We start from the raw sequence: 23,317 nt of genomic DNA on the forward strand, positions 1-23,317 counted from the left end.
TATAGAGCGACTGTTGCAATGGGAGCAACAAACTCCGCTCGAAAGCCCGCTGCTTCAAATAAGGAACTTCGATGACCGGTACCGCCGCTCCCGTCACAGACTCGACCGTCTTCGTCTGCTCGACCGCCGATCTTCCGGTTGGCGAGGCGACAACCATCACCCACCCAGGCTTGCCGACCATTGCGGTGTTCCACACCGACGAGGGCGTATTCGCCATCGACGACACCTGCACGCACCAAGACGCCTCGCTTGCCGACGGCTGGGCGGAGGGCTGCACCGTGGAGTGCCCGCTGCACGAGTCCTGCTTCGACCTGCGGACGGGAGCAGTCTCGGGCCCGCCTGCGAAGGTCCCAGTCCGCACCCACCGCGTCACCGTCGTCGACGGTGCAATCTACGTCGCAGTCGAGCCATAGCCATGACGCCGCGCTCCGTGGCCATCGTCGGCGCATCGCTCGCCGGGCTGTCCGCGGTCCGCGCACTGCGATCGGAGGGCTATACCGGCACGATCACCGTCATCGGTGACGAGCCGCACATGCCCTACGACCGGCCACCGTTGTCGAAGGAATTCCTGTCCGGCGACGATTCCAACGTCGCGCTCCTGGACGAGGCCGCCGGCGAAACCGACGCCCTCGGCGCGACCTGGCTGCTCGGTCTGCGTGCAACAGGAATTTCGTCCGTCGGGATCGGCCACGAAGTGCAGACCGACGACGGCACGTCGGTCCGCGCCGATGCTGTGATCATCGCGACCGGAGCCCGCGCCCGAACCCTGCCCGGTGCCGACGCGCTCGATGGCGTGCACACGCTGCGCACCTTCGACGATGCGCGCGCACTGCGTAAGTCATTGGCCTCGGCGCGCAGGCTCGTCGTCATCGGAGCCGGTTTCATCGGCGCGGAAGTGGCATCGTCCGCCGCCGCCATCGGTCTGGAGGTGACGGTCGTAGAGGTGTCGCCCGAGCCGCTCGCGGGCGTGCTGGGTGCGCACGTCGGTTCGCTGTGCGCGGCCCGCCATCGCGCCAACGGCGTCGGACTGCTGACCGGCGTCACGGTCGAGAAGCTGCTCGGGACAACCGCAGTGACCGGTGTCGAGTTGGGCAACGGTCTCGTGTTGCGCGCCGACGCTGTCGTCATCGGCATCGGCGCCATTCCGAACGTCGAGTGGGCGGCCGAGTCCGGACTCGAGATAGCCAACGGCTTCGTGACAGACGCTCTGTGCCGCACGACGATCGACGGAATCTACGCGATCGGCGACTGCGCCCGATCCTTCGACGAGGAACTCGGCGCACACCACCGCAGCGAACATTGGACTAACGCCACCACCCAGGCCAAGACGGCTGCACGGACGATCATGGGAGCGTCGCATCCCCCGCAGGCTGCGCCGTACTTCTGGTCGAACCAGTACGACAAACGGCTGCAATTCGCGGGCCGTAGGCGGCGGACCGACGAGGTCAAGTTCGTCGACGGTGATGCCGACACTGCGTCTTTCACTGTGGTGTACGAACGTGACGGCGAGGTCGTCGCCGTCTTCGCGATGGACAATCCTCGCCTCTTCACCCGCTACCGCAAGAACCTGGAACGAGGTCGGCGCGCTACTGTCCAGCGATGATTCGCACAGCATGGCATTTCGACGAATCCGACGGGGAACTGCATATTCACACCGGAGTCGCGGGCCGGGCAGCCAAGATGGGTCACCGGCTGGTCATTGCAATGACCGCCTGGCGGGGCACGGTGTCGTTCGTCGACGGCGAACCGGCTGCAGCAGACCTCACCGTCGACGTTGGTTCGTTTCAGGTGCTGCGGGGCGACGGTGGCTTGAAGCCCCTGTCCGGAGCCGAGCGGGCCATCATCAAGACGAATGCACTCAAGGCACTGCACGTCACGCGGTTCCCCCAGATCCATTTCCGCACACACCATGTCCACAACGTCGGCGAGGGCGACTATCGCCTCACCGGACTGCTGGAGATTCACGGGAAGAGCCATGAGCGTGTAGTCGATGTGCGCCTCGATGATGTGGGCGACGCCTGGCGACTGTCCGGCCAGGCCGAAGTTCGCCAATCGGATTTCGGCGTCAAGCCGTTCTCGATGCTTGCAGGAACTCTCAAAGTTGTCGACGCCGTGACCGTGTCGGTCTCCGTCACTCGGGCCAAGGACGACTGAGGCTGGGTTCGGTCAGCCGCGTGACGGCAGCACCGCAAACAACCACCCAGCGCCGGTCGGATCTGCTGCCGCCAAACCGGGGTCGGAACTCACCGCGTCGTTGACGATGGTGACTCGACCGGTCACCGGTGAGTACAGGCCGGTCGACTCACCTGCGGACACGACCACACCACATTGTGCTCCCGCCTCGACGACGGACCCGACCCGCGGAAGATCGACAGCCGAGACCGCTCCGATCTGCTGCGCAACGACGGGCATCATGCTGATTCGCAAGGGCACGTCGAAATAGTTGGTGCTGGTCGCGACAGTCAGCCAGTTCTGCGTAGCCATCGGAAGATGCCTTTCTGATTGGGTTTTCAGCGAAATACGACGGTGCTCGTGTCGTTGAGCAGAACGCGGCGTTGGCAGTGCCAACGGACCGCCCGCGAGAGTGCGAGGGCTTCGGCGTCGCTGCCGACCGTTGCCAGCCGACGCGGATCGTAGGTGTGGTCGATCCGAATCACTTCTTGCTCGATGATCGGACCCTCGTCGAGATCGGGCGTGACGTAATGCGCTGTGGCGCCGACGTATTTGACGCCGCGATCGAACGCCTGGTGATACGGCTTCGCGCCCTTGAACCCCGGGAGGAAGGAGTGATGGATGTTGATTGCGCGTCCGCGCAAAGCCGTGCACATCTCGTCCGACAGCACCTGCATGTAGCGCGCGAGGACAACCAAGTCCGCCTGGTATTCATCGACCAGATCCAGCAAGCGGGCTTCGGCCTCTCGCTTGGTCGCTGGCGTGACCGGCACATGAATATAGGGCAGGCCGACAGCCTCGGCCATCGGTCGCAAATCCTCGTGATTGGAGACGACGGCGACGATCTCGGCACCGAGTGTGCCCGCGCGCCAACGGAAGATGAGGTCGTTGAGACAGTGCCCCAGCCGCGAGACCATCACGAGCACGCGTTGCGGCCGGTCGTCGGTGAGCTCGAACGTCGTGCCGAACTCGTCTGCCACTTCCTCGAACTCGGCACACAGTTGCGCAACGTCGGCTTCCTGCGCGGACACGAAAGCGGTTCGCATGAACAGCGAGCCACGGAGGACGTCGTCGAATTGCTGATGCTCGATGATGTCGCACCCGTGCCGGAAGAGGAACGAGCTGATCGAATGCACGATTCCCGGGCGTTCTTTGCAGGTCAACGTGAGCGTGAAGTTGGTTGTCATCGGTCGCCTTTCAACATTCGACGATGTTCAGCGCGAGGCCGCCGCGGGCCGTCTCCTTGTATTTGTCTTTCATGTCCGCACCGGTCTCGCGCATCGTCTTGATCGCCTTGTCGAGCGTGACGTGGTGATGCCCGTCGCCCCGAACTGCCATGCGGGCGGCGGTGATTGCTTTGATCGAGCCAACGGCATTGCGTTCGATGCAGGGAATCTGCACGAGCCCGCCGACGGGGTCGCAGGTCAGCCCGAGGTTGTGTTCGATGCCGATCTCGGCAGCGTTCTCGATCTGTTCCGGAGTGCCGCCAAGTACCGCAGCCAAGCCGGCCGCCGCCATCGAGCAGGCCGATCCGACCTCACCCTGGCACCCGACCTCGGCACCGGAGATCGACGCATTCTCTTTGAACAGCAACCCGATTGCGCCGGCGGTGAGCAAGAAATCGACGATTCCGTCGTCTGACGAGTTCAGAAATCGTCGGTAGTAGTGCAAGACCGCGGGAACGATGCCAGCAGCACCGTTGGTCGGCGCCGTGACCACCCGTCCGCCCGCGGCATTCTCCTCGTTGACGGCCAACGCGTACATGGTCACCCACTCCATAGCGCGCAACGCGTCGTGGTGATCGTCGGCCGCCTCCAGCGTGGCCAGCAGGTTGGCCGCTCGTCTGCGGACTCGCAGACCGCCGGGCAGCACCCCGCCGGTCTGCGAGCCGCGAGTGACGCATTCCTGCATCACCGACCAGATGCGCAGGAGGCCGGACCGAATCTCGTCCTCAGTGCGCCACGACAATTCGTTGGCCAGCATCAATTGGCCGATACTCAGTTCGGTTTCGTGGGTCAACGCGAGCAGTTGATCGCCGGAGTGGAAGGGATATCGCACCGGCGTAGGGTCTTCGACGATCGCAGCGTTGCCTGTGTCGTCCTCGTCGAGCACGAAACCGCCACCGACGGAGTAGTACTCGCGACTGCAGACCACCCGTCCACCAGCATTGCGCGCCTCGAACGTCATGCCGTTGGGATGGACGGCCAACTTGCGGCGACGGTGCAGCACGATGTCGTCGTCGATGTCGAATCCGATCAGGCGCGCACCGCCGAGTCGAAGCCGTCGTTGTGCACGCACAGTTCCGACGCGGGTGTGCGTGGTGGTCGGATCGACCAAGTCCGGCTGCTCACCTTCGAGGCCCAAGACGACCGCACCGACACTGCCGTGCCCGTGCCCGGTCGCGCCCAGCGATCCGAACAGTTCGACGTGCACGTGCGCCGTCGCGTCCAGCAGCCCCTTGTCGGCAAGCCTGGTCACGAAGCGATAAGCCGCGCGCATCGGGCCGACGGTGTGCGAACTCGACGGTCCGATACCGATCTTGAACAGATCGAACACGCTGATCGTCATGGGGTGCCGATGTATTCGGTCGCTGCATCGAGAAGCCAGGCGGCAAGGTAGTGCGCGAACGACGAGCGAACGAGGATCTGGAAGGTAGTGCCGGTGTCGTCGCCTGCCGCCAACACGACGTTCGCCTGGCCGAGCATGGTCTGCACTGCCGAGTTCGCCGCAAACACCCGTGGGTGCAGATCGATCGAGCAGCCCTGGGCGAGGACCTCCCTGGCGTGAGCACCGCTGAGCCACAGCGTCGTCCGTTGGGCGGACACATCGGCAGCAGTGCCACCGAGCTCGGAAACCGCTTCGCGCAGTTCGCGTTCGAAGGTCTCGGGGGCGTCGGTCGTGCTGGTGACGAGCCATTCGTCCGGGCCCATCCAGATTGCCGTCACCGTGCCCGCCACTGCATACGTCGACGCCACGGTCGGCAGGTCGATCCCCAATTGCGTGGTGAGCGCGGCCGCAGCGGCGGCGTCGGCCCGCAGGTCGATCATCGTGAGGAACGGCTCTTCGACGATGCGCACAGTGTCGGGCAGTTCCGCAAAACGCTGCGCGAATGCGTCGAGTGGGCTTGTGCGTCCCAATGTTTCAGCCATCGCGACGTGCTCCTTCGGGATCGACAAGCACGGACCCGGTGACCTCGACCGGCACCAGCGACGCACCGATCGGCACGTGCAGGGTTTCCCCGATCCGGGATCGTCCGGCCTTGACCAGTGCAAGCGCAAACGTCCGGCCGAGTTCGGCGCTGCGGTAGCTCGACGTGATGTACCCGAGCATCGGCACCGGTGGCGGAGGCAAGGTTTCGTCGGCGCGGTACTCGATGATCTGGGCGCCTTCCGGCAGGACGAAATCCCGATCCACTGGTAGCAGCCCGACGAGCTGCCGCCGCAACGGATTCTGGTTCTCGATGCGTGCAAAGGACCGCTTGCCGACGAAGTCGAGCTTCTTCTTCGAGACGGCCCAGCCCATTCCGAGGTCGTGCGGCGTGACCGTGCCGTCGGTGTCCTGACCGACGATCGGGTAGCCCTTCTCGGCACGCAGGACGTGCATCGTTTCGGTGCCGTACGGCGTGATCGCGTACGGCCGTCCGGCCTCGATCAGCCTCTCCCACAACGCAGGTGCGTACCAGGAGTTGACGTTCACCTCATAGGCAAGCTCGCCGGAGAAGCTGATCCGTGCGACTCGTACAGCCACTTCGCCGATGCAGGTGTCGCGCCACGTCATGAACGGAAACGCGTCGTTGGCGACGTCGAGGTCGGGGAAAACAGCCGCGACAACGTCACGTGACCGCGGACCCACGACGGGGAAGGTCGACCAATGCTCGGTGACCGACGTCAGCCGGACCCGCAGGTCTGGCCACTCCGTCTGCAGCCACTCCTCCATCCACTCCAAAATCTTGGCGGCCCCACCTGTAGTGGTGAAAACGATGAAGCGGTCCTGCGCGAGCCGCATGACCGTGCCGTCGTCGATCACCATTCCGTCGACGCCGCACATCACGCCGTATCGAACGCTGCCGACCTTCAGGTTGCTCATCAGGTTCGTGTAGATGCGGTCGAGGAGCTCGCCCGCGTCGGCTCCAGACACATCGATCTTGCCGAGGGTCGAACCATCGAGGATGCCGACCGACGCTCTGACAGCGCCACATTCGCGCAACACGGCGGCATCCATATCCTCGCCCGGCTGCGGATAGTACCGTGGCCGCTTCCACTGGCCGACGTCCTCGAAGACGGCACCGTGCTCGACGTGCCAGTTGTGCAGCGCGGTCGTACGTTCGGGATCGAAGAGCGCGCCCCGGCTACGGCCTGCCAACGCGGCGAACGCAACCGGTGTGTACGGCGGACGAAACGTCGTGGTGCCCAGGGTCTCGATTCCGACACCGAGAAGTTCGGCGGTGATTCCCGACGAGATCACTCCGGATGTCTTGCCTTGATCGTGCGCAGTGCCGATCGTGGTGTAGCGCTTGATGTGCTCCATCGAACGCATGCCAGCCCCGACTGCACGACGCAGGTCGGCGACCGTCGCATCGCGTTGCAGGTCGACGAACGCGTCCGCTTCGGAGCCATACGCCACGCGCCACAACACCACTGGATCCGACTCCGCGAGGCTTTCGTCGGAAGCTGTTGGCAATGAGAGGTTTCCGGCATCGTGCCCGAGATCGATTGCTGCGCGCACCCCGTCGCGCAGACATCCTGCAAGATCGAGAACGCCGTTGGCAGACCCGGCGACCTCGATGCCACCGAGCCGCTCGCCTGGCACGAACGCGCCCAGTTGGTCGTCGTAGCAAAGCTTGCCGCGCACCTGACTGAACAGATGCACCGCCGGATTCCAGCCCCCGCTGACGAGGAGCAAGTCGCAGGCAATCGACTCGTCGCCGACCAGTGCGTGGGTGATGCGATCGGTCCCGAGTGTTCCGGTCACTGCCGCATTCGTGCGGACCGCAATGCCGCGTCGAGCACACTCCTGGTGCAGCGCGACAGGTCCGTCGGCGCGGGCGTCGATGATCGCTTCGATGGTCACGCCCGCGGTCGCGAGATCCAGGGCCGCCGAGTAGGCGCTGTCGTTGGTCGTGAACACGACAGCTTTCTCGCCGGCCTTCACGCCGTACCGATGCAGGAAGGTCCGGGCACCGTGCGCGAGCATGATTCCCGGGCGGTCGTTGTCGGCGAACACCACCGGGCGTTCGTGGGCGCCTGCGGCGATGACGATCTGGCTCGCTCGGACTCGCCACACCCGTTGCCGGGAGACGTTTTTGGGAGCAGCGAAACCGAGGTGGTCGGTCCGGCGTTCCAGAGCGAGCACGAAACCGTCGTCGTAGTGGCCGAAGGCGGTGGTGCGTTGCAGGTGCCGGACCTCCGGGTAGGAAGCCAACTCGGCCACCGCGCCGGCCACCCATTCCATGGCGGGCGCGTCGTCGAGGGTGTCCGCGCTCCCGAGCAGCGAGCCGCCTGCCTCGGACTGCTCGTCGATCAGCACCACCCGAGCACCGGTGCGCGCTGCGGTGAGCGCAGCGGTCAGCCCTGCGGGGCCAGCGCCGACGACAAGGAGATCGGTGTGCAGATGCTGGGCGTCGTAGCGTGATTCGTCAGGAATATCAGCCAACCGGCCTTGCCCTGGAATGCCATGAGCGATCAGACCGTCGTACAACTCGACCGTGCTCGCGGACAGCATGGGCTCGGGAAACGGCTGCTCGATCTGGACGAGGCCACCCGTATCCTCGGCCCAGGCTGCGGTGATACCCCGCGGCCGGCCGAGCTTGATACTCGTCGTGATCGCGTGGATGCCATTGGCGAGCAGCGCCGAGGCCAAGGTATCGCCGCGTTGCCCGGTCAGGGTGCGACCGCCGAAAGTGAACTCGTACGAGGTGTTTCGGTCGATGCGGCCGCCGTCTGCGGTGCGAAATGGCGCGGTCATGGCAGTGCCGGCTTCTGCTCGTCGGGACGGTAGACACCGTGGAAGCGATAGGTGGCGGTATCGCGGAGTGCGTTGAACCATCGGCGACACCCGGCCGAGTGGTACCAGCGTTCGGCGAATGTGCCCTTGGGATTGCTGCGGAAGAACACGTAGTGCGCCCATTCCTCGTCCGACAGGTCGGCCGGATTCTCCGGGTAGGCGACATGCGCCTGGCCGCCGTAGTGAAACTCGGTTTCCTCGCGTGATCCGCACCAAGGACACTCGATCAACTGCATTTGCATCCTCCTAATGCGCGACGGCGGCAGCGCCGTGCTCGTCCACGAGCGCGCCTGTGACGAAGCGGTCGAGGCTGAACGGTGCGACGTACGGATGCGGCTCGTCGTAGGCCAGGGTGTGCGCCAGACACCAGCCGACGCCCGGAGTCGCCTTGAAACCGCCTGTCCCCCACCCGCAATTGAGATAGACGTTGTCGTATGGAGTGCGTCCGACGATCGGTGAGGCATCGGGGCACACATCGACGATTCCGCCCCAGCTGCGCAGCAAGTGCGCCCGGGCGAAAATTGGGAAAAGCTCGACAGCGGCAGCCATCTGACGCTCGATGATGTGAAATGCCCCGCGCTGACCGAACCCGTTGTAGGAGTCGATGCCCGCACCCATCACCAATTCACCCTTGTGCGCCTGCGACACGTAAACGTGCACGGCGTTGGACATCACGACGGTCGGATGCACCGGTTCCAGCAACTCCGAGACCAGCGCCTGCAATGGATGGCTCTGCACGGGAACGGCAATCCCCAGCATGTCGGTCAGCACGGACGTGTGGCCGGCCGCACACAGCGCGATCTTCCCCGCACCGATGGTGCCGAGATTCGTGCGCACTCCCGTCACCCGGTTCCCGTCGGTCTCGAACCCGACGACCTCGCAGCCCTGGATGATGTCCACCCCGGCCGCATCGGCTCGCCGAGCGAAACCCCAAGCGACATAGTCGTGTTTGGCGATTCCTGCGCGCGGCTGATAGGTCGCACCCAGTACCGGGTAGCGGATGTTGTCGGAGATGTTGACGATCGGGCACAGCTCCTTGACGCCCTCGGGTCCGACCCATTCGGCGTCGATTCCGTTGAGGCGGTTGGCTTCTACTCTGCGCACGCTGTCGCGAACGTCCTGCAGGCTGTGGGCGAGGTTCAGCACTCCCCGCTGGCTGAACAGGATCGGGTAGCCGAGGTCGTCTTCCAGCCCCTCCCACAACTTCAGCGAATGCTCGTAGATCGCCGAACTCTCGTCCCAGAGATAGTTGGAGCGGATGACCGTCGTGTTGCGGGCCATGTTGCCGCCGGCGAGCCAACCCTTCTCCAGCACAGCAACATTCGTGATGCCGTGGTTCTGCGCCAGATAGTGCGCCGTTGCAAGGCCGTGCCCACCGCCGCCGATGATCACGACGTCGTACGACGTGCACGGCTCCGGATTGCGCCACAGGAAATCTGGATGGTCGGGCAGGTCCGCGCCGGGGGCCAAAGTCATCTCGGTTCCCTTCTGTCGAACAGTTGCCGCGAACTGATATATCAGTATCAGGTTAGAGTAGAGTCACCGCTAGCCGAGGTCAACAGGTGCGGCAAGATTCGAGGAGGCACATCGTGAGCGTGGAGCCGCTGTTCGTCGAGCGCACTGTGTCGGAGGCCGACCGAGCGTACGAGATCATCCGGGAACGCCTGGTCATGCTCGATATCCGACCCAACGAGCCGGTCAACGACGAAGGCCTGGCGCGCGCACTCGGCTTCGGCAGGACGCCCGTGCGCGAGGCCCTCAAGCGCCTGGAACGCGACCGACTCATCGTGTCGTTTTCGCGTCGCGGAACCTTCGCAACCACCGTCGACATCACCGACCTGGCACACATCTCGGAAATCCGCACCCAACTCGAACCGATCGCCGCAGCCCGCGCCGCCCGGACCGCATCGGCACCTACTCGGCAGCGGCTAGCCGAACTGGCCGACGAGATCACCCAGATCAGCGACGATGACGACGACAACCGCGCCCTGCTGAAGACCGACGTGCGCGTGCACCGAGAAATCTATCGAGCGTCGGGTAACCCGTACCTCGAGGATGTGTTGATAACCCAGGACGCGCACGCCACGCGAATCTGGTGCCTGTTCTTGGACCGCCTCCCGCACGTCGCCGAGCACGTCCGCGAACATGCGCCGCTGTTGCGCGCGATCGTCGACGGCGACGCAGACCGGGCGGCCGAGCTGACTCTCGCGCACGTGATCGGCTTCGAAAAGTCGATTCGCGAGCTGTTGTAGCTAGCTGCAGCAACCGCCGTCGGGTGTCAGAGCAGCCCGAACCTCGCGGGTCGTGGTGTTGCGAGCGGCCAGTTCGTCGTCGGCGGGATAGTCGACGCCAACAAGACTCAGTCCGTGCGCCGGCGCCACGGTCACCGAGCTGGACCGCTCGCGCAATTCGAGCAGCGCGGCAATCGCACTCGGAGTGCGCCTGCCCTCGCCTACCGCGAGGACAGCACCGACCAGGCTGCGCACCATCGACCAACAGAATGCATCGGCGCTCACCCGCGCGGTCAGCAGGTCGCCGTCTCGCTCCCAGTCGAATCGCTGCAGCTCACGGACCGTGGTGGCGCCCTCACGGCGGCGGCAGAACGCTGAAAAGTCGTGCAGGCCGAGCAATCCGTCGCTGGCGGCCTGCATCGCATCCACGTCCAAGTCGCGGCGCCACGCGACCACTCCCCTGGCGGCGAGGGGCTGCGCCCCGAACGGCGCGGTCGTCAAGCGGTACACGTAGTGGCGACGCATCGCCGAGAAACGAGCGTCGAAGTCCGGCGGCGCCACAGCGATTCGCGTGATCCGGACGTCCGTCGGCAAGTACCGGGCCATGCGGAACACGAGGCGGTCAAGGTCGGCAGGCGCGTCGACGAGGTCCATGTGCGCGACCTGCCCCTCGGCATGCACGCCGGCGTCGGTCCGGCCTGCGACGGTCAGCTGCACCGGCTGCCGCAGCACGTTGCTCAGCGATTCTTCGAGCACACCGCATACGGTTCGCAGGCCGGGTTGCCGTGCCCAACCCTTGAAATCGGTTCCGTCGTAAGCGATATCGAGGCGATGACGCACAGCAGTGAGCCCGCCGTCCCCAATGGGAACGACGGGCTCACTGCGCGAATCAGTCATTGCTGGCCTACAAGCCCGACAAATCAGGACTCGTCGGTCTTCTCCCGCTGCGACGGCGGCAGCTGGTAACCAGCGGCTTCCGCGGCTTCGGCGTCGGCGAACCAGATCTCGGCGACAGTCGAGTTGTAGAAACGGCTGTCCGGCACGTGGTACAGCATCGAGTCGGCATTGCCCTTGATGGGGAAGCCCTCGGGCTGCGAACCATCTTCGAGCGGTGCGTGACTGCCTGCCGGGGCAACCTCTTCAGACGCTGCGACGGCAGACGACTGATCGGTCACGCCATCGGCAACAGCGTCCGCGTTGGCAACCTCGGCGTCGGTCGCGTCGGCCTCGACGGCCGCAACGACGTTGGCGGGTGCTGCGTCGGCCTTCTTCTTCGAAGCGGCGACGCGCGTTGCGCGGCTTGCTTCGTTGGAGACGGTCGCCTCGCGGACGAGCTCGATGATCGCCATCGGCGCGTTGTCACCCTTACGGGGAACGGTTTTGATGATCCGCGTGTAGCCACCGTCACGACCCTCGAACGAGGGACCGATCTCGGCGAACAGGGCGTGCACGACGTCCTTGTTGCGGATCACCTTCAGCACCTCGCGACGATGCGCGAGGGTGCCGGCCTTGGCGTGGGTGACGATCTTTTCTGCGTACGGACGAAGGCGCTTGGCCTTGTTCTCCGTGGTGGTGATCCGGCCATGCTCGAAGAGCGCTGTGGCCAAGTTGGCCAGAATCGCCTTCTGATGCGAAGCCGACCCGCCTAGACGGCGACCCTTACTGGGCTTGGGCATTGGAGTTTCTCCTGATTAATGTGAGCGAGCGGAGCGAGGGCCGCGCGATCTGGACTGACGAGCGGAGGAGCGAAGCGGAGGAGCGAGGAGGGAAGATCGTGCGATCAGCCCTCGCTCCGGCTCGCTCACAAATCACAACTGCTCGGTCTCGGCGAAGTCTTCGTTCGAATCGTCGCCGTGGAACGAGGCTGCGCTGTCGTCCCAGGTGCCGGTCGCGGCGTCGTAGCCCGCAACAGACGCGGGATCGAACGACGCGGGGCTGTCCTTGAGCGACAGTCCGAGCGAGTGCAGCTTGACCTTGACCTCGTCGATCGACTTCTGCCCGAAGTTGCGGATGTCGAGCAGGTCCGACTCGGTGCGGGCAACGAGCTCGCCGACCGTGTGAACACCCTCGCGCTTGAGGCAGTTGTACGAACGGACGGTGAGGTCCAGGTCTTCGATCGGCAGCCCGAACGATGCGATGTGATCGGCCTCGGCAGGCGAGGGTCCGATCTCGATGCCTTCGGCTTCGACGTTGAGTTCACGCGCCAGACCGAACAGCTCGACGAGCGTCTTACCGGCCGAAGCAAGTGCGTCGCGCGACGTGATGGAGTTCTTGGTCTCCACGTCGAGGATCAGCTTGTCGAAGTCGGTGCGCTGCTCGACACGAGTGGCCTCGACCTTGTACGTCACCTTCAGGACCGGCGAGTAGATCGAGTCGACCGGGATACGGCCGATCTCGGCACCGGATGCCTTGTTCTGCACTGCCGGCACGTAACCACGACCGCGTTCGACGACGAGCTCGATCTCGAGCTTGCCCTTGTCGTTCAGGGTTGCGATGTGCATGTCCGGGTTGTGCACGGTGACGCCCGCGGGGGGAACGATGTCACCAGCGGTGACGGTGCCCGGACCCTGCTTGCGCACGTACATGGTGACCGGCTCGTCCTCTTCCGAGCTCACGACGAGGCCCTTGAGGTTCAGGATGATGTCGGTGACGTCTTCCTTGACTCCGGGGACCGTGGTGAATTCGTGCAGCACGCCGTCGATGCGAATGCTTGTGACCGCCGCGCCCGGGATGGACGACAGCAGGGTGCGACGCAGCGAGTTGCCGAGCGTGTAGCCGAAGCCGGGCTCGAGGGGCTCGATGGTGAACTTCGAGCGGTTGTCGGCCAAGACCTCTTCGGTCAGGGTCGGGCGCTGAGAAATCAGCATGTGGTGTTCCTCCTGTTACGGGCGCCCACTATTTGACGCCCACGTGTGGGGATACGAAGCGCTGCCCGCGAGTGCGGGCAGCGACGACGCATTACTTCGAGTAGTACTCGACGATCAGCTGTTCGGTGAGCGGCACGTCGATCTGGGCGCGCTCAGGCTCCTGGTGAACCAGGATCCGCAGCCGACCGGGGACAACCTGCAACCAACCGGGAACCGGGCGGTCGCCGACGGTCTCGCGTGCAATCTGGAACGGCAGCGTCTCGAGCGACTTCGGGCGGACGTCGATGATGTCGTACTGCGAGACGCGGTAGGACGGGACGTCGACCTTCACGTTGTTGACCGTGAAGTGGCCGTGGCTGACGAGCTGACGAGCCTGGCGACGCGTGCGTGCCAAACCTGCCCGGTACACAACGTTGTCGAGACGAGTCTCGAGCAGACGCAGGAGGTTCTCGCCGGTCTTGCCCTTCTGGCGGTTCGCCTCCTTGTAGTACAGGCTGAACTGCTTTTCCATCACGCCGTAGGTGAAGCGAGCCTTCTGCTTCTCCTGCAGCTGGAGCAGGTATTCGCTCTCCTTGATCCGCGCGCGGCCGTGCTGGCCGGGCGGGTAGGGGCGACGCTCGAACGCTTGGTCTCCGCCGACGAGGTCGACGCGAAGACGACGCGACTTGCGGGTCATGGGTCCGGTATAACGAGCCATTTTGTTCTATTCCTTCCCGCTAGACGCGACGACGTTTAGGCGGACGGCAGCCGTTGTGCGGCTGTGGGGTCACATCGGAAATGGTGCCGACCTCGAGGCCTGCGGCCTGCAGCGAACGAATCGCGGTTTCGCGACCGGAGCCGGGGCCCTTCACGAAAACGTCGACCTTCTTGACACCGTGCTCCTGCGCCTTGCGGGCAGCGTTCTCGGCGGCGAGCTGAGCCGCGAACGGCGTCGACTTGCGCGAACCCTTGAAGCCGACATGGCCCGAGGACGCCCACGAGATGACGTTTCCGGCCGGATCGGTGATCGACACGATGGTGTTGTTGAAGGTGCTCTTGATGTGCGCGTTGCCGTGGGGAACGTTTTTCTTTTCCCTGCGCCGGGTCTTCTGGGTCTTCTTCGGACCAGCTGTACGTGACTTGGGTGGCATTACTTCGCCTTCTTCTTGCCGGCAATGGTGCGCTTGGGGCCCTTACGGGTACGCGCGTTGGTCTTGGTGCGCTGTCCACGAACGGGCAGCCCACGACGGTGGCGAAGACCCTGGTAGCAGCCGATCTCGATCTTGCGGCGGATATCCGCCTGAACCTCGCGGCGGAGGTCACCCTCGACCTTGAGCGAATCTTCGATGTACTCACGGAGCTTCGCGAGGTCGTCGTCGCCGAGATCCTTGCTTCGCAGGTCCGGGCTGACGCCGGTAGCCGTGAGAATTTCCTTGGAGCGGGTACGGCCGATGCCGTAGATGTAGGTCAGCGCGATCTCCATCCGCTTTTCGCGGGGCAGATCAACGCCTGCGAGACGTGCCATGTGGCAGTTTCCTTAATCGTTAGGAGGTTTTCTCCCAGCCCGTCCCCTCGTCTTGTGGGGCCCCGGCCTCCGGTCCGGGGGTGCTGCCATGCCAAGTGCATGGTTGGCGCTGGGAGGTCTTCTTTTGTTGCTGTGCCGAGCCGATTTGCGATTCGGTTGCGCGGTGGTCTAGCCCTGACGCTGCTTGTGACGCAGGTTCTCGCAGATCACCATGACTCGCCCTTTACGGCGGATCACCTTGCACTTTTCGCAGATCGGCTTGACGCTCGGGTTGACCTTCACGTCGTCCAATCTCCTGTTTCAGACCCGCCTTACGGCAGGCATGGGTTAACCCCGACGCTCGGCCGGGGAGTCGTTACTTGTACCGATAAACGATGCGACCGCGCGAGAGGTCGTAGGGCGACAGCTCGACGACCACTCGGTCTTCGGGAAGGATACGAATGTAGTGCTGACGCATCTTTCCGCTGATGTGCGCGAGAACTTTGTGGCCGTTCTCCAGCTCAATGCGAAACATTGCATTGGGCAGGGGCTCGACAACGCGTCCTTCGACCTCGATGGCTCCGTCTTTCTTCGCCATATCCTCCGCGATTCTTGGTTCATAAATCCTGGTTGGAAGCATTCGCTACCGCTACTGTGGTGCCCAGCGACGACCGCACCGGCTGAGCAGAATCCGTTCCCAGATGAGGGCACGCGAACAACCGGCACGCACAGCGCACCGTCCGCCTACTTTACCGGCATGTGACGCCCACGCCAAATGCCACATCTCGGGGCGACCTACGCTCGTCTCGTGCGGGTATTGGTGCAACGAGTTTTATCGGCTTCCGTGGCGGTCGACGGCGTCATCGTGGGCGAGATCGAACCTTCTCCAGGTCGTCAGGGCCTGCTTGCGCTGGTCGGCGTCACTCATTCCGACACCGTGGCGACGGCTGCGGCATTGGCCGACAAGTTGTGGCGGCTGCGCATCCTCGACGACGCGCGATCGGCGGCCGATACCGATGCGCCGATCCTCGTCGTCAGCCAGTTCACGCTGTATGCCGACACCACGAAAGGACGCCGACCATCGTGGTCGGCGGCAGCCCCCGGCGCGGCGGCCGAGCCGCTGGTCGAGGCCATGGTTGACGCGCTGCGAACGCTCGGCGCGACCGTGGCAACGGGAAGCTTCGGCGCTCATATGCAAGTCAGTCTGATCAATGACGGACCGGTCACTGTGATGTTAGAGTTCTAACTAGAACGATCTATCAACTCCGGGCGGGAGCTTTGATCATGGCTGTTGGCATCGAACGTCGTTCTCGTACCAAGTGGGCCTTCGTCCAATGGGCGGTGCTGGTCATAGCCGTCGCTCACGTCGTCCAAGCGATTGTCGGCTTCATCGCCGAACCGAGCTTCGCTATTGGCCCGGACGCCCCGACAGCACAAATCCTCGGCATGGATTACAACGGTTGGCACGCCGTGGCAGGTCTGCTCCTGTTCGGGCCGGCTCTGTTGTTCGCCACCCGCAAGTCGTGGTCGGTGCTCTACTGCTTCGCGGCTGGGGTGGCCGGCGGTCTTCCCGGCGTATGGGCGTTGTTCTCGCATCAGCCCGCGTACGTCTTCAACTTCCCTAACAACATTGCCGACGCGATCCAGCACTTCGTCGTCGCGGGAATCTTGATCGCCTGCGCACTGATACAGATCAGGCTCGACGGCAGCTTCGCCAAGTCGATGAGCGATCTGCGCGGCTAGCGGAGTTACTCCGGGCGCAGGGTCAAGATTCGCGGACCGTTTTCGGTCACTGCGACGGTGTGCTCCCAATGCGCGGCGCGGCTGCCGTCAGTGGTGACGACCGTCCAGTCGTCGTCGAGAATTGCGGTGTTCGACGTGCCCAGAGTGAGCATCGGCTCGATGGCCAGGACCGAACCGACGACCAGCTCCGGACCTTTCCCGGGTGGACCTTCGTTGGCGAGGAACGGCTCCATGTGCATTTCACGACCGATGCCGTGCCCGCCGTAGCCATCGACGATCCCGTATTGGCGACCGTGTTCCTTCTCCGCAGCGCGAGTACCCAACTCGATCGCGTGCGATATGTCGCTCAACCGATTGCCGGGGATCATCGCAGCGGCGCCTGCCTCCATCGACAAACGCGTGGCCTCGCTGAGCAAGCGGTCGGCTTCGATGATGTCGCCGACACCATAGGTCCATGCCGAGTCGCCATGCCAACCGTCGAGGATCGCACCGCAGTCGATCGACAGCAGGTCACCGTCGACGAGCACATCGTCTGCCGACGGAATGCCGTGCACGACGCGGTCGTTGATCGACGAACAAATGGAGCCGGTAAACCCGTGATAGCCCTTGAAGGACGGCACGGCGCCCGCGTCGCGAATCACCTGTTCGGCGATTGCGTCGAGTTCGAGAGTCGAAACCCCGGCCTTCGTCGCGGCACGAACGGCGACGAGCGCGGCCCCCACGACCGAGCCCGCAGCCGCCATCGCGTCGAGCTCGCCCGCGGATCGAAAGGGCACGACCTTACGCCGGCGGCGTATTCCCATCAGTGACCCAGCGCAGCCAGGGCCCGCTGGTTGACTTCCTCGATCTCGCCGACGCCGTCGATGCTGACAACCAGTCCGTCGTAATGGTCGAGCAGCGGGGCCGTCTCTTCGCGGTATACCCGAAGCCGGTTGCGGATGACCTCTTCGCTGTCGTCTGCGCGACCACGCGCGAGCATGCGCTCGACAACGACGTCCTCGTCGACAGTCAGCGACAGAACCGCATCGAGCTTGGTGCCCAGCGCCTGCAGAATTCCTTCGAGAGCCTCGGCTTGACCGACCGTGCGGGGGAAGCCGTCGAGAACGAAGCCTGCCTCGGCATCGGGCTCGGCCACGCGTGCCTCGACCATCCGGTTCGTGATCTCGCTCGGGACCAAGTCGCCCGCGTCGAGGTACTTCTTGGCCTCGAGGCCTACTGGCGTTTCCTCGCCGATGTTGGCGCGGAACAGGTCGCCGGTCGAGACGTGCGGTACGCCGAGTTTCTCCGCAATAAGAACGGCCTGGGTGCCTTTGCCCGCACCGGGAGGGCCAAGCAGTACGAGTCTCATTTGAGGAACCCTTCGTAATTTCTTTGCATTAGCTGGCTTTCGATCTGTTTAACCGTGTCGAGGCCGACGCTCACCATGATGAGCACCGCCGTGCCGCCGAACGGAAGGTTCTGCAAACCGCCCGAGGAACCGATGTTGAGGAACAGGTTAGGCAGAACGGCGACTGTACCGAGGTATATCGAGCCCGGAAGCGTAATTCGGCTCAACACGAAATTCAGATAGTCGGCGGTAGGTCTACCTGGGCGGATTCCAGGAATGAAGCCGCCGAACTTCTTCATCTCGTCGGCGCGCTCTTCTGGGTTGAACGTGATCGCCACATAGAAGTAAGTGAAGAACACGATCAAGCCGAAGTAGATGGCGATGTACACCGGGTTGCTGGGGTTCACGAGGTACTGCGTGATGATCTTCTGCCACCAGCTCGGTTCCGCCGCGGCGTCCTTCGAAGTGGTCAACTGTGCGATCAAGTTCGGCAGATACAGCAGCGACGACGCGAAGATGACGGGGATGACGCCGGCCTGGTTGACCTTCAACGGCAGGTAGGTCGAGGAACCGCCGTACATCTTCCGACCGACCATGCGCTTGGCGTACTGAACCGGAATTCGGCGCTGCCCCTGCTCGACGAACACCACGCCGGACACGATGGCGAGCGCCGCGAGGCAGACGAGGCCGAAGACGATGCCACCACGGGTGTCGAGGATCTGCTTGCCCTCGGACGGAATTCGCGAGGCGATACCGGCGAAGATGAGCAGCGACATACCGTTGCCGACGCCGCGCTCGGTGATGATCTCGCCGAACCACATGATCAGCGACGCGCCGGCGGTCATGACCAGGACGATGATGATCAAGCCGAAGATGCTCTTGTCGGCGATGATGTCTTTCTGGCAGCCCTGCAACAGTTGACCGCGAGACGCGAGCGCCACCAGACCGGTCGCCTGGAGGACCGCGAGAGCGATCGACAAGTAGCGGGTGTACTGCGTCATCTTCGCTTGGCCGGATTGGCCTTCTTTACGCAGCGCCTCGAACCGCGGAATGACCACGGTGAGCAACTGAATAATGATGCTGGCCGTGATGTACGGCATGATGCCGATCGCGAAAACCGACAAGTGCAGCAACGCGCCGCCGGAGAACAGGTTGATCAGCTGGTAGATACCAGCCGAATCGCCACCGGTTACTTGGTCGATGCAGCTCTTGACGTTCTTGTAGTCGACGCCAGGCGACGGAAGCGCTGCACCAAAGCGGTACAAGGCGACCAGCCCCAGCGTGAAGAGGATCTTCCGCCTCAAATCCGGGGTCCTGACGGCCGACACGAAGGCGGAAAGCACTAATCCTCCTGGGCATCACCGATTTCGGCGGCAAGCGGCAGAGCTGGACGAAACCAGCGATGGACAACATGACATAGACATACGCGCGAATCCACCAAAGCTCCGGATCACACAACCTCCGAGGATAACAGCCGCCGCGGGGTCTCCAGCACGGCCCCGTTGCCAGCCAGCGTCGGCAGGCGCTGTCTTTTTGATCAGCGATAACGCTTGCGTCACCGCGTAGGGCCGGAGCGCTTGTCCCGCCGGATTCTCTAAAAGACGTGGTAGAGCATGGGTACGGGTCCAAACCTGCTTCGTCGGAGCAATGAACGTCCGGCTTGTTTCGGTTGACGACACGTTGGACCGCGTCGCATCGGCGACAAATGTCACGTCGGTGACTGGTTCGCCTATTTGCAGGCAGATCGCAGCGACGAGCGCGATCCAGCAGTCGCTGAAACGCAGAAGGACCGCGACCGAAGCAGTGCTTCGATCGCGGCCCTCGCTGTCGGAATCTCTTTAGAGCTCGGTGACCGATCCCCCGGCAGCGGCGATCTTGTCCTTCGCCGAACCCGAGAATTTGTTGGCGCTCACCTGAACAGCGACGCCGATTTCACCTTCGCCGAGAACCTTGACGAGCTGGTTCTTGCGGACGGCTCCTGCAGCAACGAGCTCGTCGACACCAACCGTGCCCCCTTGCGGGAACAGTTCGGCAATCGCGCCCACGTTGACAACCTGGTACTCCGTGCGGAACGGGTTCGTGAACCCCTTCAGCTTCGGCAGGCGCATATGCAACGGCATCTGCCCACCTTCGAAGGCGGCCGGAACATTCTTGCGAGCCTTGGTGCCCTTGGTACCGCGACCTGCAGTCTTGCCCTTGGAGCCTTCACCGCGACCGACGCGGGTCTTGGCCGTCTTCGCACCCGGTGCGGGGCGAAGATGATGCAACTTGATGGTCATGTCAGACCTCCTCAACTGTGACGAGGTGGCGGACCGCGTTGATCAAACCGCGAGTCTGCGCGTTGTCCTCGCGAACAACGGTCTGGCGGATGCCGCGCAGACCGAGCGTGCGCAAGCTGTCGCGCTGGTTCTGCTTGGCACCGATCTTGCTCTTGACCTGGGTAACTTTCAGCTCAGCCATGGCTTGCACTCCCTGCTGCCAGTCTGCGCGCACGCAACATGCCGGCGGGAGCAACGTCCTCGATCGGCAGGCCACGACGGGCTGCCACTTCTTCCGGACGCTGCAGGCCCTTGAGAGCTGCAACTGTGGCGTGCACGACGTTGATGGCGTTGTCGCTACCGAGCGACTTGGCCAGAATGTCGTGGATACCAGCACATTCGAGGACGGCACGCGCTGCGCCACCCGCGATCACACCGGTACCCGGGCTGGCGGGACGCAGCATGACAACGCCTGCGGCCGCTTCGCCCTGAACCGGGTGAGTGATGGTGCTGCCGATCATCGGGACGCGGAAGAAGCCCTTACGCGCTTCCTCGACACCCTTCTGGATCGCCGCGGGAACTTCCTTGGCCTTGCCGTAGCCGACGCCGACCAATCCGTTGCCGTCACCGACGATCACGAGGGCGGTGAAGCTGAAGCGACGACCACCCTTCACGACCTTCGATACGCGGTTGATCGCGACGACCCGCTCGAGCTGGTTCGTCTTCTCGGCCGCGGGTCCGCGCTGGTCACGACCGCCACCGCGGCCGTCACGACCGCCGCGCTCGCCGCCACGCCCGTCAGTACTTGGTCCGTTGGCTCCGGCGGGTCCGCTTCCGCCGTCACGCCTTTGACGTCCCGGCATCAGACTGCCTTTCCGTTGTTCAAGTTCGTGCTGTTTGTCTTTGTCATCAGAACTTCAACCCGCCTTCGCGAGCTGCGTCTGCCAGAGCCGCAATCCGGCCGTGGTAGCCGTGGCCGCCGTGATCGAACACGATCGCCTCGATCCCCGCAGCCTTGGCGCGCTCCGCGATCAGCTGGCCGACCTTGGCGCTGAGCGCCTTCTTGTCGCCCTCTGCACCGCGGAAGGAGGTCTCGGTCGTCGACGCGGCAGCGAGCGTGCGACCGGCAAGGTCGTCCACAAGCTGAACGTGAATGTGACGCGAGGACCGGTTGACGACCAGACGTGGCCGCTCCGGGGTACCCGAAACCTTCTTGCGAAGACGGAAGTGCCTGCGTGCCTTCGACAAACGGCGCGCCGTGGACACATCGGTGCCCAGCGGAATTCTCTTCTTGGACTGTGCGGTCGTCATATCACTTACCCGTCTTTCCGACCTTGCGACGGACAACTTCACCCTCGTAGCGGATGCCCTTGCCCTTGTACGGGTCGGGCTTACGGAGACGGTGAATGTTCGCCGCGACCTGGCCGACTTTCTGCTTGTCGATGCCGGAGACCGAGAAACGGGTCGGCGTCTCGACAGCGAACGTGATGCCCTCGGGAGCCTCGATCGGCACCGGGTGGCTGAAGCCGAGCGCAAATTCGAGATTGCTGCCCTTGAGCGCGACGCGGTAACCGACGCCGTGGATCTCCATCTTGCGCGTGTAGCCCTGGGTCACACCGGTGATCAGGTTCGACACGAGCGTGCGCGTGAGACCGTGCAGCGCACGGCTGCGACGCTCGTCGTTCGGACGGCTGACGGTGATGACGCCGTCGTCGCCCTTCGCGATGGTGATCGGCTCTGCGACGACCAGCTCGAGGGTGCCCTTGGGCCCCTTGACCGAGACGTTCTGTCCGTCGAGGTTCACATCGACGCCCGCAGGCACCGGAATAGGAAGCTTTCCAATACGTGACATTGCGTGGCCTCCCCTACCAGACGTAGGCGAGGACTTCCCCGCCTACTCCCTGCTTGGCCGCCTGGCGATCGGTGAGCAGACCGGTCGACGTGGAGATGATCGCCACGCCGAGGCCGCCCAGGACCTTTGGCAGGTTGGTGGATTTTGCGTACACCCGCAGACCGGGCTTCGAGACACGACGCACGCCGGCGAGGCTGCGCTCGCGGCTCGGGCCGTACTTGAGGTCGACGATGAGCGTCTTTCCGACGGTCGCGTCTTCGGTGCGGTAATCGGAGATGTAGCCCTCACGCTTGAGGATCTCGGCGATGTTCGCCTTGATCTTGCTGTGCGGGAGCTTCACCTCATCGTGGTACGCCGAGTTGGCGTTGCGCAGACGTGTCAGAAAGTCTGCGATGGGGTCGGTCATGGTCATGGTTTGACCTCGACACCTTTCTCGCTGTGGTTCCCATGCAACACCGGCACGCTCGGTAAAGAGCGACCCGATCGTGGGCCTTCAGCAATTCGGCTGGTCCGCCTCGACAATTGCCTGGCGGATGAGTTCACGTCGCAACGGACACAACTGTGCCCGGGCAACCGCTCTAGTGTAGAGAACCACGCGGCGTGGGCCAAATCGAGCGTCAGAGCGGTCCGACGTGCACCAATGCTCGAACGTCGTCATCGACTGCAAAGGTCATTTCCACCGAGTCGTCGTCTGCTCGACGGGAGTGAATCCGGACCTCGTCACCCCATGTGATCGCCTTGACGTATTCGACGATCGCCCGATACGACGACTCCGGCATCGTGTCGAGAGTCTGCTGCACGCCGTGCCAGTACGCCGTGTTGTTGATGTGCTCGAAGTGGTCCAGGTCGGTGCGACGGAGCGGGAAAACCACGCCGGGTTCGTCCGATCGGCTGTCGGTGAGCCACGGCCGCCACCTCAGCCGGTGTTCCGTCGTCGTCGCCCCGAGATAGTCGAAGAAGTAATCCGTGAACCGGGACGGGCCCTTCGTCTCCATGTTCATGTTGATCCAGAAGGCCTCGGTCTCGACCAGGCCACCGTCACTGCCTTCGAGCCGCACCCGCATGTTGCACCAGCGAGGCGATACACCCGAACACCACCGCTGCAGCCGGACGACTTCCGGAAACTTGATCGGCTCGATCACGTCGATCACAGTTCGCCGAACGATCCAATGGGGATGGGTTTCGAAAGCGTTCGCGTCTTCCAGATGCTCGAGCCCGATGATTTCCAGGAAACGCGCTATCGCGTCGAGCCGCAATCGATAGTCCTCATCGATCTCGCTGCCCGCGAATCGCAATGAGGTCTCGTACACATTCTCGTGTTCCGGCACTGGTGGGAGTGGGTGACCTGGAGGCATTGGCAGACGATAGCCCGTCTGCATAC

Annotated in this window: 31 protein-coding genes; 6 read left to right on the forward strand and 25 right to left on the reverse strand. The window is 63.8% G+C overall.

The features are described 5' to 3' along the window. Window positions 1-71 precede the first annotated feature (71 nt). The 3 genes from FGL95_RS14735 to FGL95_RS14745 are packed head-to-tail and all read left to right on the forward strand — an operon-like array spanning window position 72 to window position 2,154. On the forward strand, window positions 72-413 hold the full coding sequence (locus FGL95_RS14735; RefSeq protein WP_169587982.1) for a bifunctional 3-phenylpropionate/cinnamic acid dioxygenase ferredoxin subunit: 342 nt from the start codon (window positions 72-74) through the stop codon (window positions 411-413). Further along, the gene (locus FGL95_RS14740) at window positions 410-1,603 is read left to right on the forward strand and encodes an FAD-dependent oxidoreductase (RefSeq protein ID WP_169588242.1); all 1,194 of its coding nucleotides are present in this window, start codon (window positions 410-412) and stop codon (window positions 1,601-1,603) included. The genes FGL95_RS14735 and FGL95_RS14740 overlap by 4 nt, the downstream gene beginning before the upstream one ends. Continuing rightward, window positions 1,600-2,154 carry a YceI family protein gene (locus FGL95_RS14745; RefSeq protein ID WP_169587984.1) on the forward strand — a complete coding sequence of 185 codons (555 nt, stop codon included), beginning with the start codon at window positions 1,600-1,602 and terminating at the stop codon, window positions 2,152-2,154. The genes FGL95_RS14740 and FGL95_RS14745 overlap by 4 nt, the downstream gene beginning before the upstream one ends. 12 nt (window positions 2,155-2,166) lie before the next feature. On the opposite strand, the gene FGL95_RS14750 is transcribed toward FGL95_RS14745, so the two are convergent. The 7 genes from FGL95_RS14750 to FGL95_RS14780 are packed head-to-tail and all read right to left on the reverse strand — an operon-like array spanning window position 2,167 to window position 9,651. Continuing rightward, on the reverse strand, window positions 2,167-2,484 hold the full coding sequence (locus tag FGL95_RS14750; RefSeq protein WP_169587986.1) for a glycine cleavage system protein H: 318 nt from the start codon (window positions 2,482-2,484) through the stop codon (window positions 2,167-2,169). 26 nt (window positions 2,485-2,510) lie between these two features. Beyond that, complete coding sequence (gene purU, locus FGL95_RS14755) at window positions 2,511-3,359, reverse strand: formyltetrahydrofolate deformylase (protein ID WP_169587988.1); 849 nt, start codon at window positions 3,357-3,359, stop codon at window positions 2,511-2,513. 10 nt (window positions 3,360-3,369) lie between these two features. Next, on the reverse strand, window positions 3,370-4,740 hold the full coding sequence (locus FGL95_RS14760; RefSeq protein ID WP_169587990.1) for an L-serine ammonia-lyase: 1,371 nt from the start codon (window positions 4,738-4,740) through the stop codon (window positions 3,370-3,372). After that, entirely contained in the window at window positions 4,737-5,321 is a 585-nt protein-coding gene (locus FGL95_RS14765; protein WP_169587992.1) for a sarcosine oxidase subunit gamma, read from the reverse strand. The genes FGL95_RS14760 and FGL95_RS14765 overlap by 4 nt, the downstream gene beginning before the upstream one ends. Further along, window positions 5,314-8,136, reverse strand: coding sequence for a 2Fe-2S iron-sulfur cluster-binding protein (locus FGL95_RS14770; protein ID WP_169587994.1), 2,823 nt, complete (start codon window positions 8,134-8,136; stop codon window positions 5,314-5,316). The genes FGL95_RS14765 and FGL95_RS14770 overlap by 8 nt, the downstream gene beginning before the upstream one ends. Further along, on the reverse strand, window positions 8,133-8,411 hold the full coding sequence (locus tag FGL95_RS14775; protein WP_169587996.1) for a sarcosine oxidase subunit delta: 279 nt from the start codon (window positions 8,409-8,411) through the stop codon (window positions 8,133-8,135). The genes FGL95_RS14770 and FGL95_RS14775 overlap by 4 nt, the downstream gene beginning before the upstream one ends. A gap of 10 nt (window positions 8,412-8,421) precedes the next feature. Next, a complete protein-coding gene (locus FGL95_RS14780; RefSeq protein ID WP_169587998.1) occupies window positions 8,422-9,651 on the reverse strand; it encodes a sarcosine oxidase subunit beta family protein in 1,230 nt (409 codons plus the stop codon). A 113-nt stretch (window positions 9,652-9,764) separates the two neighbouring features. On the opposite strand from FGL95_RS14780, the gene FGL95_RS14785 reads away from it, so the two are divergent. After that, window positions 9,765-10,427 (forward strand): GntR family transcriptional regulator, encoded by a 663-nt coding sequence (locus FGL95_RS14785; protein WP_338079863.1) that lies wholly within the window; start codon window positions 9,765-9,767, stop codon window positions 10,425-10,427. On the opposite strand, the gene truA is transcribed toward FGL95_RS14785, so the two are convergent. The 8 genes from truA to infA all read right to left on the reverse strand — a co-directional run bounded on the left by truA (window position 10,428) and on the right by infA (window position 15,354). Further along, window positions 10,428-11,303, reverse strand: coding sequence for a tRNA pseudouridine(38-40) synthase TruA (truA, locus tag FGL95_RS14790; RefSeq protein ID WP_169588000.1), 876 nt, complete (start codon window positions 11,301-11,303; stop codon window positions 10,428-10,430). Window positions 11,304-11,326: 23 nt separating this feature from the next. Continuing rightward, window positions 11,327-12,082, reverse strand: a complete 756-nt coding sequence (gene rplQ / locus FGL95_RS14795) for a 50S ribosomal protein L17, sunset domain variant (RefSeq protein ID WP_169588003.1) — start codon at window positions 12,080-12,082, stop codon at window positions 11,327-11,329. 132 nt (window positions 12,083-12,214) lie between these two features. Then, window positions 12,215-13,273: a DNA-directed RNA polymerase subunit alpha gene (locus tag FGL95_RS14800; protein WP_169588005.1), complete on the reverse strand. Its 1,059-nt coding sequence runs from the start codon at window positions 13,271-13,273 to the stop codon at window positions 12,215-12,217. A gap of 91 nt (window positions 13,274-13,364) precedes the next feature. After that, complete coding sequence (gene rpsD, locus FGL95_RS14805) at window positions 13,365-13,970, reverse strand: 30S ribosomal protein S4 (protein ID WP_169588007.1); 606 nt, start codon at window positions 13,968-13,970, stop codon at window positions 13,365-13,367. Window positions 13,971-13,989: 19 nt separating this feature from the next. Beyond that, window positions 13,990-14,403: a 30S ribosomal protein S11 gene (gene rpsK / locus FGL95_RS14810; RefSeq protein WP_169588009.1), complete on the reverse strand. Its 414-nt coding sequence runs from the start codon at window positions 14,401-14,403 to the stop codon at window positions 13,990-13,992. Next, the gene (gene rpsM, locus FGL95_RS14815; protein ID WP_169588011.1) at window positions 14,403-14,777 is read right to left on the reverse strand and encodes a 30S ribosomal protein S13; all 375 of its coding nucleotides are present in this window, start codon (window positions 14,775-14,777) and stop codon (window positions 14,403-14,405) included. The genes rpsK and rpsM overlap by 1 nt, the downstream gene beginning before the upstream one ends. Before the next feature lie 168 nt (window positions 14,778-14,945). Continuing rightward, on the reverse strand, window positions 14,946-15,059 hold the full coding sequence (gene rpmJ, locus FGL95_RS14820; protein ID WP_169588013.1) for a 50S ribosomal protein L36: 114 nt from the start codon (window positions 15,057-15,059) through the stop codon (window positions 14,946-14,948). A 73-nt stretch (window positions 15,060-15,132) separates the two neighbouring features. Beyond that, entirely contained in the window at window positions 15,133-15,354 is a 222-nt protein-coding gene (gene infA, locus FGL95_RS14825) for a translation initiation factor IF-1 (protein WP_003418601.1), read from the reverse strand. Between the two features lie 210 nt (window positions 15,355-15,564). Here infA and dtd point away from each other — a divergent pair, with 210 nt between their 5' ends. Both dtd and FGL95_RS14835 read left to right on the forward strand, forming a co-directional pair. After that, window positions 15,565-16,002 carry a D-aminoacyl-tRNA deacylase gene (dtd, locus tag FGL95_RS14830; protein ID WP_169588015.1) on the forward strand — a complete coding sequence of 146 codons (438 nt, stop codon included), beginning with the start codon at window positions 15,565-15,567 and terminating at the stop codon, window positions 16,000-16,002. A 38-nt stretch (window positions 16,003-16,040) separates the two neighbouring features. Next, window positions 16,041-16,499, forward strand: coding sequence for a DUF4383 domain-containing protein (locus FGL95_RS14835; protein ID WP_169588017.1), 459 nt, complete (start codon window positions 16,041-16,043; stop codon window positions 16,497-16,499). 5 nt (window positions 16,500-16,504) lie between these two features. Here the strand turns inward: FGL95_RS14835 and map are convergent, their stop codons facing one another. The 10 genes from map to FGL95_RS14885 all read right to left on the reverse strand — a co-directional run bounded on the left by map (window position 16,505) and on the right by FGL95_RS14885 (window position 23,291). Further along, window positions 16,505-17,302: a type I methionyl aminopeptidase gene (gene map, locus FGL95_RS14840; protein ID WP_169588019.1), complete on the reverse strand. Its 798-nt coding sequence runs from the start codon at window positions 17,300-17,302 to the stop codon at window positions 16,505-16,507. Next, a complete protein-coding gene (locus FGL95_RS14845; protein WP_169588021.1) occupies window positions 17,302-17,847 on the reverse strand; it encodes an adenylate kinase in 546 nt (181 codons plus the stop codon). The genes map and FGL95_RS14845 overlap by 1 nt, the downstream gene beginning before the upstream one ends. Further along, window positions 17,844-19,169, reverse strand: coding sequence for a preprotein translocase subunit SecY (secY, locus tag FGL95_RS14850; RefSeq protein WP_169588023.1), 1,326 nt, complete (start codon window positions 19,167-19,169; stop codon window positions 17,844-17,846). Before secY ends, FGL95_RS14845 begins: the two co-directional genes overlap by 4 nt. A 495-nt stretch (window positions 19,170-19,664) precedes the next feature. Then, window positions 19,665-20,105, reverse strand: a complete 441-nt coding sequence (gene rplO, locus FGL95_RS14855; protein ID WP_169588025.1) for a 50S ribosomal protein L15 — start codon at window positions 20,103-20,105, stop codon at window positions 19,665-19,667. 1 nt (window position 20,106) lies between these two features. Continuing rightward, complete coding sequence (gene rpmD, locus FGL95_RS14860; protein WP_169588027.1) at window positions 20,107-20,286, reverse strand: 50S ribosomal protein L30; 180 nt, start codon at window positions 20,284-20,286, stop codon at window positions 20,107-20,109. After that, a complete protein-coding gene (rpsE, locus tag FGL95_RS14865) occupies window positions 20,279-20,947 on the reverse strand; it encodes a 30S ribosomal protein S5 (RefSeq protein ID WP_169588029.1) in 669 nt (222 codons plus the stop codon). The genes rpmD and rpsE overlap by 8 nt, the downstream gene beginning before the upstream one ends. A gap of 46 nt (window positions 20,948-20,993) precedes the next feature. After that, complete coding sequence (rplR, locus tag FGL95_RS14870) at window positions 20,994-21,395, reverse strand: 50S ribosomal protein L18 (RefSeq protein WP_169588030.1); 402 nt, start codon at window positions 21,393-21,395, stop codon at window positions 20,994-20,996. A 1-nt stretch (window position 21,396) separates the two neighbouring features. Beyond that, window positions 21,397-21,936, reverse strand: coding sequence for a 50S ribosomal protein L6 (rplF, locus tag FGL95_RS14875; RefSeq protein ID WP_169588033.1), 540 nt, complete (start codon window positions 21,934-21,936; stop codon window positions 21,397-21,399). Between the two features lie 13 nt (window positions 21,937-21,949). Beyond that, complete coding sequence (gene rpsH / locus FGL95_RS14880) at window positions 21,950-22,348, reverse strand: 30S ribosomal protein S8 (RefSeq protein ID WP_169588035.1); 399 nt, start codon at window positions 22,346-22,348, stop codon at window positions 21,950-21,952. A gap of 205 nt (window positions 22,349-22,553) precedes the next feature. Further along, window positions 22,554-23,291, reverse strand: coding sequence for an acyl-[acyl-carrier-protein] thioesterase (locus FGL95_RS14885; protein ID WP_169588037.1), 738 nt, complete (start codon window positions 23,289-23,291; stop codon window positions 22,554-22,556). Between the last annotated feature and the right edge of the window lie 26 nt (window positions 23,292-23,317).

It is taken from the genome of Antrihabitans stalactiti (assembly GCF_012932915.1).
GTDB lineage: Bacteria > Actinomycetota > Actinomycetes > Mycobacteriales > Mycobacteriaceae > Antrihabitans > Antrihabitans stalactiti.

What these genes read in the sequence shown, in the direction of transcription:
- FGL95_RS14735 (WP_169587982.1), top strand. Translation starts at nt 72, where the DNA reads ATGACCGGTACCGCCGCTCCCGTCACAGACTCGACCGTCTTCGTCTGC.
- FGL95_RS14745 (WP_169587984.1), top strand. Translation starts at nt 1,600, where the DNA reads ATGATTCGCACAGCATGGCATTTCGACGAATCCGACGGGGAACTGCAT.
- FGL95_RS14750 (WP_169587986.1), bottom strand. Translation starts at nt 2,484, where the DNA reads ATGGCTACGCAGAACTGGCTGACTGTCGCGACCAGCACCAACTATTTC.
- purU (WP_169587988.1), bottom strand. Translation starts at nt 3,359, where the DNA reads ATGACAACCAACTTCACGCTCACGTTGACCTGCAAAGAACGCCCGGGA.
- FGL95_RS14760 (WP_169587990.1), bottom strand. Translation starts at nt 4,740, where the DNA reads ATGACGATCAGCGTGTTCGATCTGTTCAAGATCGGTATCGGACCGTCG.
- FGL95_RS14765 (WP_169587992.1), bottom strand. Translation starts at nt 5,321, where the DNA reads ATGGCTGAAACATTGGGACGCACAAGCCCACTCGACGCATTCGCGCAG.
- FGL95_RS14770 (WP_169587994.1), bottom strand. Translation starts at nt 8,136, where the DNA reads ATGACCGCGCCATTTCGCACCGCAGACGGCGGCCGCATCGACCGAAAC.
- FGL95_RS14775 (WP_169587996.1), bottom strand. Translation starts at nt 8,411, where the DNA reads ATGCAGTTGATCGAGTGTCCTTGGTGCGGATCACGCGAGGAAACCGAG.
- FGL95_RS14780 (WP_169587998.1), bottom strand. Translation starts at nt 9,651, where the DNA reads ATGACTTTGGCCCCCGGCGCGGACCTGCCCGACCATCCAGATTTCCTG.
- truA (WP_169588000.1), bottom strand. Translation starts at nt 11,303, where the DNA reads ATGACTGATTCGCGCAGTGAGCCCGTCGTTCCCATTGGGGACGGCGGG.
- rplQ (WP_169588003.1), bottom strand. Translation starts at nt 12,082, where the DNA reads ATGCCCAAGCCCAGTAAGGGTCGCCGTCTAGGCGGGTCGGCTTCGCAT.
- FGL95_RS14800 (WP_169588005.1), bottom strand. Translation starts at nt 13,273, where the DNA reads ATGCTGATTTCTCAGCGCCCGACCCTGACCGAAGAGGTCTTGGCCGAC.
- rpsD (WP_169588007.1), bottom strand. Translation starts at nt 13,970, where the DNA reads ATGGCTCGTTATACCGGACCCATGACCCGCAAGTCGCGTCGTCTTCGC.
- rpsK (WP_169588009.1), bottom strand. Translation starts at nt 14,403, where the DNA reads ATGCCACCCAAGTCACGTACAGCTGGTCCGAAGAAGACCCAGAAGACC.
- rpsM (WP_169588011.1), bottom strand. Translation starts at nt 14,777, where the DNA reads ATGGCACGTCTCGCAGGCGTTGATCTGCCCCGCGAAAAGCGGATGGAG.
- infA (WP_003418601.1), bottom strand. Translation starts at nt 15,354, where the DNA reads ATGGCGAAGAAAGACGGAGCCATCGAGGTCGAAGGACGCGTTGTCGAG.
- FGL95_RS14835 (WP_169588017.1), top strand. Translation starts at nt 16,041, where the DNA reads ATGGCTGTTGGCATCGAACGTCGTTCTCGTACCAAGTGGGCCTTCGTC.
- map (WP_169588019.1), bottom strand. Translation starts at nt 17,302, where the DNA reads ATGGGAATACGCCGCCGGCGTAAGGTCGTGCCCTTTCGATCCGCGGGC.
- FGL95_RS14845 (WP_169588021.1), bottom strand. Translation starts at nt 17,847, where the DNA reads ATGAGACTCGTACTGCTTGGCCCTCCCGGTGCGGGCAAAGGCACCCAG.
- rplO (WP_169588025.1), bottom strand. Translation starts at nt 20,105, where the DNA reads ATGACCATCAAGTTGCATCATCTTCGCCCCGCACCGGGTGCGAAGACG.
- rpmD (WP_169588027.1), bottom strand. Translation starts at nt 20,286, where the DNA reads ATGGCTGAGCTGAAAGTTACCCAGGTCAAGAGCAAGATCGGTGCCAAG.
- rpsE (WP_169588029.1), bottom strand. Translation starts at nt 20,947, where the DNA reads ATGCCGGGACGTCAAAGGCGTGACGGCGGAAGCGGACCCGCCGGAGCC.
- rplR (WP_169588030.1), bottom strand. Translation starts at nt 21,395, where the DNA reads ATGACGACCGCACAGTCCAAGAAGAGAATTCCGCTGGGCACCGATGTG.
- rplF (WP_169588033.1), bottom strand. Translation starts at nt 21,936, where the DNA reads ATGTCACGTATTGGAAAGCTTCCTATTCCGGTGCCTGCGGGCGTCGAT.
- rpsH (WP_169588035.1), bottom strand. Translation starts at nt 22,348, where the DNA reads ATGACCATGACCGACCCCATCGCAGACTTTCTGACACGTCTGCGCAAC.
- FGL95_RS14885 (WP_169588037.1), bottom strand. Translation starts at nt 23,291, where the DNA reads ATGCCTCCAGGTCACCCACTCCCACCAGTGCCGGAACACGAGAATGTG.